At 38.5% G+C, this 14182-nt stretch carries 12 protein-coding genes, 1 other RNA gene and 1 pseudogene; 11 read left to right on the top strand and 3 right to left on the bottom strand.

Going from position 1 to position 14182, the window contains the following annotated elements; all coding sequences use genetic code 11:
* On the top strand, positions 1 to 437 hold a 437-nt coding region (locus HT671_RS04375; protein ID WP_172923057.1), incomplete at its 5' end, for an IS630 family transposase.
* A 116-nt stretch (positions 438 to 553) separates the two neighbouring features.
* Positions 554 to 2533, top strand: coding sequence for a peptide ABC transporter substrate-binding protein (locus tag HT671_RS04370; RefSeq protein ID WP_138703171.1), 1980 nt, complete (start codon positions 554 to 556; stop codon positions 2531 to 2533).
* 164 nt (positions 2534 to 2697) lie between these two features.
* Here HT671_RS04370 and pbp1a read toward each other — a convergent pair whose 3' ends face one another.
* Positions 2698 to 4860 (bottom strand): penicillin-binding protein PBP1A, encoded by a 2163-nt coding sequence (pbp1a, locus tag HT671_RS04365; protein WP_166735451.1) that lies wholly within the window; start codon positions 4858 to 4860, stop codon positions 2698 to 2700.
* Complete coding sequence (gene recU, locus HT671_RS04360; protein WP_000248778.1) at positions 4857 to 5453, bottom strand: Holliday junction resolvase RecU; 597 nt, start codon at positions 5451 to 5453, stop codon at positions 4857 to 4859. The genes pbp1a and recU overlap by 4 nt, the downstream gene beginning before the upstream one ends.
* A 427-nt stretch (positions 5454 to 5880) precedes the next feature.
* On the opposite strand from recU, the gene HT671_RS04355 reads away from it, so the two are divergent.
* Complete coding sequence (locus HT671_RS04355) at positions 5881 to 6261, top strand: hypothetical protein (RefSeq protein WP_023935617.1); 381 nt, start codon at positions 5881 to 5883, stop codon at positions 6259 to 6261.
* A gap of 757 nt (positions 6262 to 7018) precedes the next feature.
* On the opposite strand, the gene HT671_RS04350 is transcribed toward HT671_RS04355, so the two are convergent.
* Positions 7019 to 7603 carry a VanZ family protein gene (locus HT671_RS04350; protein ID WP_119942524.1) on the bottom strand — a complete coding sequence of 195 codons (585 nt, stop codon included), beginning with the start codon at positions 7601 to 7603 and terminating at the stop codon, positions 7019 to 7021.
* Between the two features lie 67 nt (positions 7604 to 7670).
* Between HT671_RS04350 and HT671_RS04345 the strand changes: the two genes are divergently transcribed.
* The 8 genes and pseudogenes from HT671_RS04345 to HT671_RS11575 all read left to right on the top strand — a co-directional run.
* Positions 7671 to 8198, top strand: a complete 528-nt coding sequence (locus tag HT671_RS04345; protein WP_119942526.1) for an SLOG family protein — start codon at positions 7671 to 7673, stop codon at positions 8196 to 8198.
* 69 nt (positions 8199 to 8267) lie between these two features.
* The gene (gene gpsB / locus HT671_RS04340) at positions 8268 to 8609 is read left to right on the top strand and encodes a cell division regulator GpsB (RefSeq protein ID WP_138703173.1); all 342 of its coding nucleotides are present in this window, start codon (positions 8268 to 8270) and stop codon (positions 8607 to 8609) included.
* 20 nt (positions 8610 to 8629) lie between these two features.
* Positions 8630 to 9010: RNase P RNA component class B (gene rnpB / locus HT671_RS04335), an RNA gene on the top strand.
* An 84-nt stretch (positions 9011 to 9094) separates the two neighbouring features.
* On the top strand, positions 9095 to 10252 hold the full coding sequence (locus HT671_RS04330) for a class I SAM-dependent RNA methyltransferase (RefSeq protein WP_023941573.1): 1158 nt from the start codon (positions 9095 to 9097) through the stop codon (positions 10250 to 10252).
* Between the two features lie 12 nt (positions 10253 to 10264).
* Positions 10265 to 11671 (top strand): mid-cell-anchored protein MapZ, encoded by a 1407-nt coding sequence (gene mapZ / locus HT671_RS04325; protein ID WP_138703174.1) that lies wholly within the window; start codon positions 10265 to 10267, stop codon positions 11669 to 11671.
* Between the two features lie 75 nt (positions 11672 to 11746).
* Positions 11747 to 13171, top strand: coding sequence for an NADP-dependent phosphogluconate dehydrogenase (gene gndA / locus HT671_RS04320; RefSeq protein ID WP_138703175.1), 1425 nt, complete (start codon positions 11747 to 11749; stop codon positions 13169 to 13171).
* Between the two features lie 11 nt (positions 13172 to 13182).
* Entirely contained in the window at positions 13183 to 13872 is a 690-nt protein-coding gene (locus HT671_RS04315; RefSeq protein ID WP_000518020.1) for a response regulator transcription factor, read from the top strand.
* Positions 13873 to 14098: 226 nt separating this feature from the next.
* Positions 14099 to 14182, top strand: a pseudogene (locus HT671_RS11575) (peptidase); the annotation flags it as partial.

Below are 14182 nucleotides of genomic sequence, written 5' to 3'. Positions count from 1 at the left end.
CACATGTCCATAGTCACTATATACGAGAATTTTGCTATTGTTATGGAGCTGTTGATGCCCATACAGGCGAATCATTTTTCTTAATCGCTGGTGGATGTCATACTGAGTGGATGAACGCCTTTTTAGAAGAGCTTTCACAAGCTTATCCAGATGATTATCTTTTACTCGTTATGGACAATGCCATATGGCATAAATCAAGTACCTTAAAGATTCCGACTAATATTGGCTTTACCTTTATTCCTCCATACACACCAGAGATGAACCCCATTGAACAAGTGTGGAAAGAGATTCGTAAACGTGGATTTAAGAATAAAGCCTTTCGAACTTTGGAAGATGTCATGAATCAACTTCAAGATGTTATACAAGGACTGGAGAAGGAGGTGATAACGTCCATCGTTAATCGGAGATGGACTAGAATGCTTTTTTGGCATAAATGAACAATTTTATTTTTCAGAATATATCAAATATAACAAATAACTCTTAAAATTCAGAAAATTCTATTGACAGAACTTGAAAAAGGGTCTATAATGAATAAAAAACAAAGGAGAATGCTATGAAAACAAGAAAAGTATTGGCTCTTGTGGGAGTAACTTTATTAGCAGCTGGTGTTTTAGCTGCTTGTTCTGGGGGTTCAGGCGCTCAAGGTGAAAAGACCTTTGCGTTTACCTACGAGACACATCCAGATAATCTCAACTATTTGACAACTGGTAAGGCAGCAACTTCTGAGATTACTAGTAATGTGATCGATGGATTACTTGAAAATGATAAATACGGGAACCTTATTCCCTCAATGGCAGAAGACTGGTCGGTCTCTAAGGATGGCTTGACTTATACTTATAAGATTCGTCAGGATGCCAAGTGGTATACATCTGAGGGAGAAGAGTACGCTCCTGTTAAGGCTCAGGACTTTGTAACAGGACTTAAATATGCAACAGATAAGAAAGCAGAAGCCCTTTACTTGGTACAGGATTCAATCAAAGGTCTGGATGCCTATGCCAAAGGTGAAATCACAGACTTTGCTCAAGTCGGGATTAAAGCCCTTGACGATCAGACAGTCCAATACACCTTGAACAAACCTGAAACTTTTTGGAATTCTAAAACAACCATGGGTGTGCTTGCGCCAGTCAATGAAGAGTTTTTGAATTCAAAAGGGGATGATTTTGCCAAAGCTACGGATCCAAGTAGTCTCTTGTATAACGGCCCTTATTTGTTGAAATCCATTGTAACTAAATCCTCTGTTGAATTTGCGAAAAATCCGAACTACTGGGATAAAGACAATGTGCATATTGACAAGGTCAAATTGTCATTCTGGGATGGGCAAGATACCAGCAAACCAGCAGAAAACTTTAAAGATGGTAGCCTTACAGCAGCTCGTCTTTATCCAACAAGTGCAAGTTTCGCAGAGCTTGAGAAGAGTATGAAAGACAATATTGTCTATACTCAACAAGACTCTACGACTTATTTAGTAGGAACAAATATTGACCGTCAATCTTATAAACACACATCTAAGACTAGCGACGAACAAAAGACATCTACTAAAAAAGCTCTCTTAAACAAGGATTTCCGTCAGGCTATTGCCTTTGGTTTTGACCGTACAGCTTATGCTTCTCAGTTGAATGGAGAAACTGGAGCAAGCAAAATCTTGCGTAATCTCTTTGTGCCACCAACATTTGTTCAAGCAGATGGGAAGAACTTTGGCGATATAGTCAAAGAAAAATTAGTGACTTATGGGGATGAATGGAAGGATGTCAATCTTGCAGATTCACAAGATGGTCTTTACAATCCAGAAAAAGCTAAAGCAGAATTTGCCAAAGCCAAATCAGCCCTACAAGCTGAGGGAGTACAATTCCCAATTCACCTAGATATGCCTGTTGACCAGACAGCAACTACAAAAGTTCAACGTGTCCAATCTATGAAACAATCCTTGGAAGCAACTTTAGGAACTGATAATGTCGTTATTGATATCCAACAATTGCAAAAAGATGAATTGCTTAATGTAACTCTATTTGCCGAAAATGCTGCTGGCGAAGACTGGGATTTATCAGATAATGTCGGTTGGGGTCCAGACTTTGCCGATCCATCAACCTACCTTGATATTATCAAACCTTCTGTAGGAGAAAGTACTAAAACATATTTAGGATTTGACTCAGGGGAAGATAATGTAGCTGCTAAAAAAGTAGGTCTATATGACTACGAAAAATTGGTTACTGAAGCTGGTGATGAGACTACAGATGTTGCTAAACGATATGATAAATACGCAGCAGCCCAAGCTTGGTTGACAGATAGTGCCTTGATCATCCCAACAACTTCTAAAACTGGTCGTCCAATCTTGTCTAAGATGGTACCATTTACAATACCATTTGCATTGTCAGGAAATAAAGGTACAAGTGACCCAGTCTTGTATAAATACCTTGAACTTCAAGACAAGGCAGTTACTGCAGATGAATATCAAAAAGCTCAAGAAAAATGGATGAAAGAAAAAGCAGAATCCAATAAAAAAGCGCAAGAAGAACTCGCAAAACATGTGAAATAAGATAAAAAGAGACTGAGCAAAAAGTCTTTAAAAGCAAAACGCATATTGTCAGGTGATGAAAGCCTTGATCGTATGCGTTTTATTGTGGGGAAATGTACTTGATCTCTGTATTTCATTTTGAAAATGACAAAATCCTGAGTTTAGAGTTCTCAGGATTTTTTCGTTTACTGTTGTGGTTGCTGTTGAACTTGTGGATTTTGTGGCGTTGGTTGTACTGATTGTGTCGGCTGAACAGTCTGACCAGCTTGTCCTTGATTAGGATCGGTTGCGGGAGCATTATTGGGTTGTTGACCAATCGTAGTACTTGCCTGTGTAGTTGAACTTTCAGCTGTTGAGGATTGTTGAGTAGCAGGAGCAGTCCATGTAGGACGAGCTCCATTCTTAAAGACATATTCTCCACTCCTATATAAGCCCTCAGGCATAGTCCAATCTCCTGGGTGGTCATCTTCTGATAGGTAAGTCATCATTGAACGATAGACCGCAGAAGCAACTGTGAACCCACTGCCGATGACTGGAGTTAAACGATTTGAGTAACCAGTCCATACAGCCATAGAATACTTACGAGTATAACCTACAAACGATTCATCTGGAGCTACGTAGCCAGTGTTTTTGACATATTTTTCGATTTCTTCATCAGTATAGTTAGAAGTACCAGTCTTACCAGCTTGTGGAAGCCATGGTAGGTAGGCACCACGTCCGATACCATAAACTAAGACTGTTTTCATCATTTCGGTCATCATATAGGCCGTAGTCTCTTTCATAGCTCGTGTACCAGCATCAGAAAATTCTTTTTCACTACCGTCACTGAAGACGACCTTATTGATATACATGGGTTTGTGGTAAATTCCACCGTTGGCAAAGGCAGCATAAGCAGCAGCCATTTTTTCACTACTTGCTCCGTATTGTTTATTAGATTCTGTTGTATTACTTGAAATGGCGTTTGCATAATGCATGCTTGGATAGTCGATACCAAGACCATTAAGGAAGGTTTTAGCTCTATCTAGACCGACCTTATTCAAAGTCTCAACGGCTGTGACATTTCGTGATTGTTGAAGAGCATACTGGATTGTAATGTTTCCAAAGTAGCCATGATCCCAGTTGTAGAGTGGAGTATCAGTGCCAGGATAGTTATAAGGAACATCATGTACTATAGTTGCAGTAGAGTCATAGACTCCATATTCTAAAGCGGGAGCATAGTCAGTGATTGGTTTCATACTAGAACCCCAGTCACGATTGGTCTCCACAGCCTGGTTGGTGCCGAATGAAACATTACTTGCTTGATGACGAGCACCAAGTTGTGCAATGACTTTACCGTTAGAAACATCAACAATGGTAGAAGCAACTTGCAATTCATCATCTGGATAGGCAACGTATTCGTCTGTATTGTAAATATCCCACAGATGTTTTTGAGCTTCTTGGTCTACATTTGTGTAGACATCCATCCCAGTCGTGAGCAGGTTATAGCCTGTTTCTTCTTCAACTTGATTGATGACTTCCTTGAGGTAATTATCCATGTAAGCAGGGTAATTACTTGCTGATTTGAGACTTTGTAGTCCATCAGTAATTGGTGTGTTGACTGCTTTTTCATACTGTTCAGCAGAGATGTAGCCTTGATTTTTCATTTCAGATAAGACCAAGTTTCGGCGGTTTTGGGCTGCTTCTGGATGTGAATAGGGGTCATATTGGTTTGGTGCCTGAGGCATTCCAGCCAGCAAGGCTAACTGAGGTAAACTTAAATTATTGAGGTCTTTACCATAGTAGTTTTGAGCGGCTGTCTGCATTCCATAGTTGCCATTAGACATGTAGACCTTATTTATATAGTAGGTCAAGATTTCTTGCTTGGTTGCTTTTTGTTCTAACTGAATCGCTAACCAAGCTTCCTGAGCCTTACGAGAAATAGTCTGGTCGGAAGTCGAGGTTGAAAAGTAAGTCAACTTAATCAACTGTTGGGTGAGAGTTGATCCACCTTGGAGGGAATTGCTTTGCAGATTGCGCAAGAAAGCTCCCAGGATACGGATGGTATCAATCCCCCTGTGGTCGAAGAAGCGATGGTCTTCGATAGAAACGATTGCCTTAACCAAATCTGTGGGAATATCATTAGCTTGGGCATTGACGCGGCGTTCAGAACCCAAGTCGGCAATGAGTTGATTTTTATTGTCGTAGATTTTACTAGAAGTTGTTGCAACTAGTTTACTCTCGGATAGGGTAGGAGCCTTGCTAACGTAGTAGAAAAAAACTCCTCCGCCTAAGACGATGGTTGCGATAACCAAGCTTAAGAAGCTAATGCCCAGATACTTGATTAGGCGCAGAATCGTTGGTTTGTTCATCTTGTTTTACCACCTAATAAATATTCTTTGATAACATTGAGATAAGGAATTTGAGGGAAGGCACTAGCCTTGATTTCATATCCATATTCTCGAATATATCCAAGTGGCATTGATTTTTGTCCCTTATCTTGATGATAGAAGCGAATCAAATCGAATGCCGGCAATAAGTAGGTTTCTTGCTGAGAAGAAAAGTGAAGAAGGACAAAGCAGATTCCTTGTTGGGCAAGGACTTGTTCCATATGCTGAATCTGATGTGGATGAAAATTTTTCATCGGAATCGCACGTTTTTGTTTTGTTTCCTTGGCTTCAAAGTCGATGTAATATCCATTATAAACGCCAGAATAGTCCGTCGTTGAAGCTTGTCGAAAATAGGCTTCAACAATCTTGGCACGACTTCGTTGTGGATAGTCCACTCGTACGATTTGAATAGGGGTTGGTTTCTTGTGTATAACAGCCAAGCCCTGAGACAAATAGTAGTCGTTGGTAGCATTGATCATCTTTTCAAAAGACATTCCTCGATTTGCGAAATTTTTGGGTTGAGAAAGAGATGTTTGTCTTTTTTGTGATGAAAGTTTATGTGGATAGTTGACCATAATTCTCCTTATTGGTGCAATAATATCACTTTATTATACCATAAATTTGCACAGAAAGGGTTAAAAATGACTATAGCTTTTATCACAAGATATTTTTTCGCTTCATTCATATTCAGTTGGATCCTTTTCATATGACTATTCTACCAAATGGGATATTTTCACGTTCGATTTACTAAAGACATTATCACATTCGAATCACAACGTAGTATAAAAAATATAAATATCATTTGATTTAATTTTATAAATGTTATATAATGATGTCGAAAGCGCTTTACAAACAAGATATAATCTAGAGTCGTAATTATATAGGCTTGATTTTAGCTTTATTGTTTTATTGATTCGGAACATTCTTCTAGTAATTAACTACAGACTGATTAAACTTGGGATTGAAATTATCTCCATACTTATATATTTTGAAGGAATCTCTATGAAAGACATTATTCGGATACTATCTATTGGCTTTTTATGGATTCTGTTGATAGCAAATGTAGTGCATGCAGCAACTGCGATTACTTATAATGGACAGGGAATAAGAGGTAAATATTCAATACAAGCTTGGTACACTAACCGTAGAAGAACCTATACTGTTAATCATAACCAAACTCCTAGACCTGGGAGTGGGAACGTAGGGTTTAGAGTTTCTGTTGTGAGTCGTTCATGGATTGGTGGTAAAATATATGCATCATCTGTTTATTATGGAAAAACTAGTGGAACAATTAGTGTTGATCTAAATTCAGGTACTTATGGATTATATTTCAATACTGAGGATAGAGGTTTATATAATATTTCAGGTAGTGTGACTTATTAATTGAGTATTTATTTGGATAAGTCTTTTATTAACTATTTTATAATTTTTTAGTTTAATACTCTTCCTTACTAATCATATCAATTGGTTTTTATAGTAAAATGAAACTAGAATAGTACAACATAATTTCTAAAGCATTGTTAGAAATTAATTTGAATGCCTCAAATGATTTATCCTCATCTTATTTCAATTTACTATAGTTTCTTTGTGAGTTTTGATGTAGAAAAGTATTTTGTGATGGATTATAAAGATTGAATAGATATAAGTTATTTTAAAACATACTTTTAAAGAGAATTTGGTAATAATAAGTGAATTATTATCAATTAAAAATAAGTTTGGTAAAAAAATCTTTACAATCAGAAAAACCGAATATTATCACGATTTTAAAATCTTTGATCATATACGGTTTATTATTGAAATATTTGTTTTCTCTTAAAATTGATGCTTTTATAAAATTAAAAAGCAATATAGGTAGTAGATATTTTCATAGATTTGTTACTGATTTTGTCAGTATTATCTACAACCTCAAAAAAGGATACTATTCAAACTGTGCTTAGTTCTTTTGTTTTCTGTTTACTATGAGTTTTCACCTGGCCTTCTTTAAAATCAAAGTTTACATGTTTTGTTGACAGTTTGCGTAATAAACATCGGAGTTTAAATATATACTTTAAACAAATGCCTATCATTAGTACATATTATAAAAAATGATGCTCTTTCTGATTTTAAAGGAATGTAAATAGAATATCTAAGATTTGTAGTTTTATTTTATGTAATGAATTATCTTTTTTCCTAATCTGCTATCATGGATATTGCTTCCAATTATAAAACCTATTGTGTTTGTAAATATATCTCCTATATCAAAGAATCCGAGATGAAATACATATTGTGAGGTTTCTATTATTGTTATGAAAAAGATAAAACGCATGACTGTTTTAAAATTAAATTTAAATAATCCTCCTATTGGGATAAAAATTACAATATTTAAAAGAGAAATTGTTGAATCAATTAAAAGTGAATCTTTGATAAACTCAACGAGATTAAAGTTAACTCCCTGAATACCTAAATTTTTAAAAAGTAGCGAATAAACAAGAATTAAACAGTAAAGAAAATAAGATATTCTTATCAATCTAGTATCAAGTCTGTGCGTATAGCTAGATCTTAGGAAAGTGAATAAAAACAATGTTAGAATTAGAATGATGAATAGAGGTCTCCAGAAATCAGAGCCACCGGTAGGAAAACTAAAGATAGAGATGAATTGGAAGTAAAGGTATTCCATAAAAAACCATCTACAAATTAGGAAGGAAATAGCTAAATTTAAAAAATCAAGTATATATATTTTTTTCATTTTATAATCTCCTAAATTTCATTTATATACCATATTATATCATAAATTTGCACAGAAAGGGTTAAAAATGGCTACAGCTTTGGTTTTAGGCTATTCTGCTTTTGATTTGGGTTTGTCTTCTGACAAGGATCCTCGTCTTAAATTGATAAAAAAAGCAATACGTAAAGATTTAGAGGCTATGGCAGCAGATGGGGTGGCTTGGCTTGTGTTTACAGGAAGTTTGGGTTTTGAATATTGGGTTTTAGAGGTTGCTCAGGAGATGAAAATCGAATACGGTTTCCAGTTGGCGACCATTTTTGCTTTTGAAGCCCATGGGGAAAATTGGAATGAAGGCAATCAGATCAAACTGAGTCGTTTTAAGCAGGTAGACTTTGTCAAATATGCCTATCCTCGCTATGAACACAAGGGGCAGTTAAGAGATTACCAGCAGTTTTTACTGGAAAATACGAATAGTTCCTATCTTTTTTATGATGAAGAAAATGAAACGAAATTAGCTTATTTTTACCAAAAGATGAAAAATCAAGAGGACTATTTTATAAAGAGATTAACATTTGATCAATTAAATGAACTTGCTGAAAATTTTTCCGAAAATTGAAGCTTTGACCTTGATTTTTGTTTGCTTTTTTTTATATAATAATGCTAGCAAGCAAGAATGGAGAGAGACATGGCAAGTATTATTTTTTCAGCGAAAGATATTTTGGAACAAGAGTTTGGGCGTGAAGTCCGTGGATATAGCAAGGTAGAAGTGGATGAGTTTTTAGACGATGTCATCAAGGACTATGAAACCTATGCTGCCTTGATCAAGTCACTTCGTCAGGAAATTGCGGATTTGAAGGAAGAATTAACTCGTAAACCGCAAGTGAGTTCGGCTCCAAGTCCTAGTCACCCAGATCCAATTGATGTGGCAGCTTCATCTTCTATGACGAATTTTGATATTTTGAAACGCTTGAATCGTCTTGAAAAAGAAGTATTCGGTAAACAAATTTTAGACAATACTGATTTGTAATTCAGGTCTTGTTACATGCAATTTTTGGATAATCGCGTGAGGAGAATTGCTTCTCATGAGGAAAGTCCATGCTAGCACAGGCTGTGATGCCTGTAGTGTTTGTGCTAGGCGAAACCATAAGCCTAGGGACGAGAAATCGTTACGGCAGTTGAAATGGCTAAGTCTTTTGATAGGTCAGAGTAGGCTTGAAAGTGCCACAGTGACGGAGTCTTTCTGGAAACGGAGAGAGTGGAACGCGGTAAACCCCTCAAGCTAGCAACCCAAATTTTGGTCGGGGCATGGAGTACACGGAAACGAACGTAGTATTCTGACTGCTATCAGCTGGAGCTGTTAGTGGTAGACAGATGATTATCGAAGGAAGTGGTCCTAGTCACTTCTGGAACAAAACATGGCTTATAGAAAATTGCATATAGGTTGGGGCTGAGAAATTTTCTCAACCTCATTTTTTAAAGTGGACATATAGAAAGGTCTTGCAAGACTGTAACATGAAAAAAGAATTTAATTTAATTGCAACTGTGGCAGCAGGGCTTGAGGCTGTCGTTGGTCGTGAAGTGCGAGAGTTGGGCTACGATTGTCAGGTTGAAAATGGACGTGTTCGTTTTCAAGGAGACGTGAGAGCTATTATCGAAACCAATCTTTGGCTTCGGGCAGCAGATCGTATCAAAATTATCGTAGGAACGTTCCCAGCTAAGACTTTTGAAGAGCTATTTCAGGGAGTTTTCGCTTTAGATTGGGAAAATTATTTACCACTTGGAGCTCGGTTCCCGATTTCAAAAGCCAAATGTGTTAAATCTAAACTACATAATGAACCCAGTGTTCAGGCTATTTCTAAGAAAGCTGTTGTCAAGAAATTGCAGAAACACTATGCTCGTCCAGAAGGTGTTCCTCTGGTGGAGAATGGCCCAGAATTTAAGATTGAGGTTTCTATTCTAAAGGATGTGGCAACTGTCATGATTGATACGACAGGATCTAGCCTCTTTAAACGTGGTTATCGTACCGAAAAAGGTGGTGCTCCTATCAAGGAAAATATGGCAGCAGCCATTTTGCAACTTTCTAACTGGTATCCAGACAAGCCTTTGATTGATCCGACCTGTGGTTCAGGAACTTTCTGTATCGAGGCAGTCATGATTGCTCGAAAGATGGCACCAGGACTTCGTCGCTCTTTTGCCTTTGAGGAGTGGAACTGGGTCAGCGATCGCTTGATTCAGGAAGTGCGCACAGAAGCGGCTAAAAAAGTAGACCGTGAGCTGGAACTGGATATCATGGGCTGTGACATTGATGCTCGCATGGTGGAAATTGCTAAGGCCAATGCTCAGGCAGCGGGTGTTGTAGGAGACATTACTTTTAAGCAGATGCGCGTGCAGGATTTGCGTTCCGATAAAATCAATGGTGTAATCATCTCCAATCCGCCTTACGGGGAGCGTTTATCAGATGATGCAGGGGTGACCAAGCTTTATGCTGAGATGGGTCAAGTATTTGCACCACTGAAAACTTGGAGCAAATTTATCTTGACTAGTGATGAAGCCTTTGAAAGCAAGTATGGTAGCCAAGCAGATAAGAAGCGTAAGTTATACAACGGAACCTTGAAAGTGGATCTGTATCAATATTTTGGTCAGCGTGTCAAACGGCAAGAGGTAAAATAGAAAGGGATACTCATGAGTAAAAAAAGACGAAATCGTCATAAAAAAGAAGGTCAAGAACCGCAATTTGATTTTGATGAAGCAAAAGAGCTAACAGTTGGTCAAGCTATTCGTAAAAATGAAGAAGTGGAAGCAGGAGTCTTGCCTGAGGATTCCATTTTGGACAAGTATGTTAAACAACACAAAGATGAAATCGAAGCAGATAAGTTTGCGACTCGCCAATACAAAAAAGAGGAGTTAGTTGAAACTCATAGTCTGGATGATTTAATTCAAGAGATGCGTGAGGCTGTAGAGGAGTCAGAAGCTTCTTCGGAGGAAGTTCCATCTTCTGAAGACATCTTACCACCCTTGCCTTTGGACGATGAGGAGCAAGGCTTGGATCCTCTATTGCTAGAGGATGAAACTCCAACAGAAATGACTGAAGAAGTGGAAGAGGAGCAAAACCTTTCTCGTCTGGATCAAGAGGACTCAGAAAAGAAAAGTAAAAAAGGCTTTGTTTTGACCGCTTTGGCGCTTGTATCAGTGATTATCTGTGTCAGTGCTTATTATGTCTATCGTCAAGTGAATCGCTCGACCAAGGAAATTGAAACTTCGCAATCAACTACAGCCAATCAATCAGATGTGGATGATTTTAATACACTTTATGACGCCTTCTACACAGATAGTAATAAAACGGCTTTGAAAAATAGCCATTTTGATAAACTGAGTCAACTCAAAACCTTGCTTGATAAACTGGAAGGTAGTCGTGAACATACGCTAGCCAAATCTAAGTATGATAGTCTAGCAACGCAAATCAAGGCCATTCAAGATATCAATGCTCAATTTGAGAAACCAGCTATTGTGGACGGTGTGTTGGATACCAATGCCAAAGCCAAATCGGATGCTAAATTTACGGATATTAAAACTGGAAATACGGAGCTTGATAAAGTGCTAGATAAGGCTATCAGCCTTGGTAAGAGCCAGCAAACAAGTACTTCTAGCTCAAGTTCAAGTGAAACTAGTAGCTCAAGCACTAGTCAAACAAGCTCAAATACGACTAGTGAGACAAGCCCAAGTAGTTCAAATGCTGCCTCAAATGAGACTAGAAGTTCTCGTAGCAAAGTCAATATGGGCGTATCAAGTGCGGGTGTTGCTGTTCAAAGAAGTGCCAGTCGTGTTGCCTATAACCAGTCTGCTATTGATGATAGTAACAACTCTGCCTGGGATTTTGCGGATGGTGTCTTGGAACAAATTCTAGCGACTTCACGATCACGTGGCTATATCACTGGAGACCAATATATCCTTGAACGTGTCAATATCGTTAACGGCAATGGTTATTACAACCTCTACAAGCCAGATGGAACCTATCTCTTTACCCTTAACTGTAAGACAGGCTACTTTGTCGGAAATGGCGCTGGTCATGCAGATGACTTGGACTACTAAGCAGTCGTTACAAAATTCTTTCTTTTCAAAAGTAAAAATGATAAAATAAAATAAATGAAACAAGAGGAGTGTCAAATGACAAAAGCTAACTTTGGTGTCGTAGGTATGGCCGTAATGGGTCGTAACCTTGCCCTTAATATTGAATCTCGTGGTTACACAGTTGCTATTTACAACCGTAGTAAAGAAAAAACGGAAGATGTGATTGCTTGCCATCCTGAAAAGAACTTTGTACCAAGCTATGACGTTGAAAGTTTTGTAAACTCAATCGAAAAACCTCGCCGTATCATGCTGATGGTTCAAGCTGGACCTGGTACAGATGCTACTATCCAGGCCCTTCTTCCACACCTTGACAAGGGTGATATCTTGATTGACGGAGGAAACACTTTCTACAAAGATACAATTCGTCGTAATGAAGAATTGGCAAACTCTGGTATCAACTTTATCGGTACTGGGGTTTCTGGTGGTGAAAAAGGTGCCCTTGAAGGGCCTTCTATCATGCCTGGTGGACAAAAAGAGGCCTACGAATTGGTTGCAGATGTTCTTGAAGAAATCTCAGCTAAAGCACCAGAAGATGGCAAACCATGTGTGACTTACATCGGTCCTGATGGAGCTGGTCACTATGTGAAAATGGTTCACAACGGTATCGAGTATGGTGATATGCAATTGATTGCAGAAAGCTATGACTTGATGCAACACTTGCTAGACCTTTCTGCAGAAGACATGGCTGAAATCTTTACTGAGTGGAACAAGGGTGAATTGGATAGCTACTTGATCGAAATCACAGCTGATATCTTGAGCCGTAAAGACGATGAAGGCCAAGATGGACCAATCGTAGACTACATCCTTGATGCCGCAGGTAACAAGGGAACTGGTAAATGGACTAGCCAATCATCACTTGACCTTGGTGTGCCATTGTCGCTAATTACTGAGTCAGTATTTGCTCGCTACATTTCAACTTACAAAGAAGAACGCGTGCATGCTAGCAAGGTTCTTCCAAAACCAGCTGCCTTCAAATTTGAAGGAGATAAGGCTGAATTGATTGAAAAAATCCGTCAAGCCCTTTACTTCTCAAAAATCATCTCATACGCACAAGGTTTTGCGCAATTACGTGTAGCTTCTAAAGAAAATAACTGGAACTTGCCATTTGCAGACATCGCATCTATCTGGCGTGATGGCTGTATCATCCGTTCTCGTTTCTTGCAAAAGATTACAGATGCTTACAACCGTGATGCAGACCTTGCCAACCTTCTTTTGGATGAGTACTTCTTGGATGTTACTGCTAAGTACCAACAAGCAGTGCGTGATATCGTAGCTCTTGCAGTTCAAGCTGGTGTGCCAGTACCAACCTTCTCAGCAGCTATTACTTACTTTGATAGCTACCGTTCAGCTGATCTTCCAGCTAACTTGATCCAAGCGCAACGTGATTACTTTGGTGCCCACACTTACCAACGTAAAGACAAAGAAGGAACCTTCCACTACTCTTGGTATGACGAAAAATAAGTAGGTCTGCCATGGGGAAACGGATTTTATTACTTGAGAAAGAACGAAATCTAGCTCATTTTTTAAGTTTGGAACTCCAAAAAGAGCAATACCGAGTTGATCAGGTTGAGGAGGGGCAAAAAGCCTTCTCCATGGCTCTTCAGACAGACTATGACTTGATTTTATTGAATGCTCATCTGGGGGATATGACAGCCCAGGATTTTGCAGATAAGCTGAGTCGAACTAAGCCAGCCTCAGTCATCATGATTTTAGATCATTGGGAAGACTTGCAAGAAGAGCTGGAAGTTGTTCAGCGTTTTGCAGTTTCATACATCTATAAGCCAGTCCTTATCGAAAATCTGGTAGCGCGTATTTCGGCGATCTTCCGAGGTCGGGACTTCATTGATCAACACTGCAGTCTGATGAAAGTTCCAAGGACCTACCGCAATCTTAGGATAGATGTTGAACATCACACGGTTTATCGTGGTGAAGAGATGATTGCTCTGACTCGCCGTGAGTATGACCTTTTGGCGACACTTATGGGAAGCAAGAAAGTTCTGACTCGTGAGCAGTTGTTGGAAAGTGTCTGGAAGTATGAAAGTGGGACCGAGACAAATATCGTAGATGTCTATATCCGTTATCTACGTAGCAAGCTTGATGTAAAAGGTCAAAAAAGCTACATTAAAACCGTGCGTGGTGTTGGTTACACCATGCAAGAATAGAAAAGCAGTTGCAGTTGTGTAACTGCTTTTTTCAAATGGAGAAAGGGATGTCTTTCCGTTTTTTTCTTTGTATAGTGGATTGAAACTAGAATGGTACACCACAACTGCTAAAACTTTTCTAGAAATTAATTTAACTTTCCTAATCGATTTGTTCACATCTTATTTCAATTTACTATATTGACAGGGACGAACAGATGTGTTACAATTTTTTTAGGAGGATAAAATAATGAAGAAAACATTTTATCGCAAATTCGGTATTTCAATTATTGCGGGTACTTTATTAGCTAGCCTGCTATCGACAGTATCTGCT

Source organism: Streptococcus sp. 2741 (assembly GCF_013276315.1).
GTDB lineage: Bacteria > Bacillota > Bacilli > Lactobacillales > Streptococcaceae > Streptococcus > Streptococcus pseudopneumoniae.
Note: the sequence above shows the minus strand (reverse complement) of the source record. Positions and strands in the feature narration are given on the sequence as shown.

Excerpts from the sequence above, each read along its gene's own strand:
- pbp1a (WP_166735451.1), bottom strand. The coding sequence starts at position 4,860 with ATGAACAAACCAACGATTCTGCGCCTAATCAAGTATCTGGGCATTAGC.
- gndA (WP_138703175.1), top strand. The coding sequence starts at position 11,747 with ATGACAAAAGCTAACTTTGGTGTCGTAGGTATGGCCGTAATGGGTCGT.
- HT671_RS04355 (WP_023935617.1), top strand. The coding sequence starts at position 5,881 with ATGAAAGACATTATTCGGATACTATCTATTGGCTTTTTATGGATTCTG.
- HT671_RS04330 (WP_023941573.1), top strand. The coding sequence starts at position 9,095 with ATGAAAAAAGAATTTAATTTAATTGCAACTGTGGCAGCAGGGCTTGAG.
- HT671_RS04350 (WP_119942524.1), bottom strand. The coding sequence starts at position 7,603 with ATGAAAAAAATATATATACTTGATTTTTTAAATTTAGCTATTTCCTTC.
- HT671_RS04370 (WP_138703171.1), top strand. The coding sequence starts at position 554 with ATGAAAACAAGAAAAGTATTGGCTCTTGTGGGAGTAACTTTATTAGCA.
- mapZ (WP_138703174.1), top strand. The coding sequence starts at position 10,265 with ATGAGTAAAAAAAGACGAAATCGTCATAAAAAAGAAGGTCAAGAACCG.
- recU (WP_000248778.1), bottom strand. The coding sequence starts at position 5,453 with ATGGTCAACTATCCACATAAACTTTCATCACAAAAAAGACAAACATCT.
- HT671_RS04345 (WP_119942526.1), top strand. The coding sequence starts at position 7,671 with ATGGCTACAGCTTTGGTTTTAGGCTATTCTGCTTTTGATTTGGGTTTG.
- HT671_RS04315 (WP_000518020.1), top strand. The coding sequence starts at position 13,183 with ATGGGGAAACGGATTTTATTACTTGAGAAAGAACGAAATCTAGCTCAT.
- gpsB (WP_138703173.1), top strand. The coding sequence starts at position 8,268 with ATGGCAAGTATTATTTTTTCAGCGAAAGATATTTTGGAACAAGAGTTT.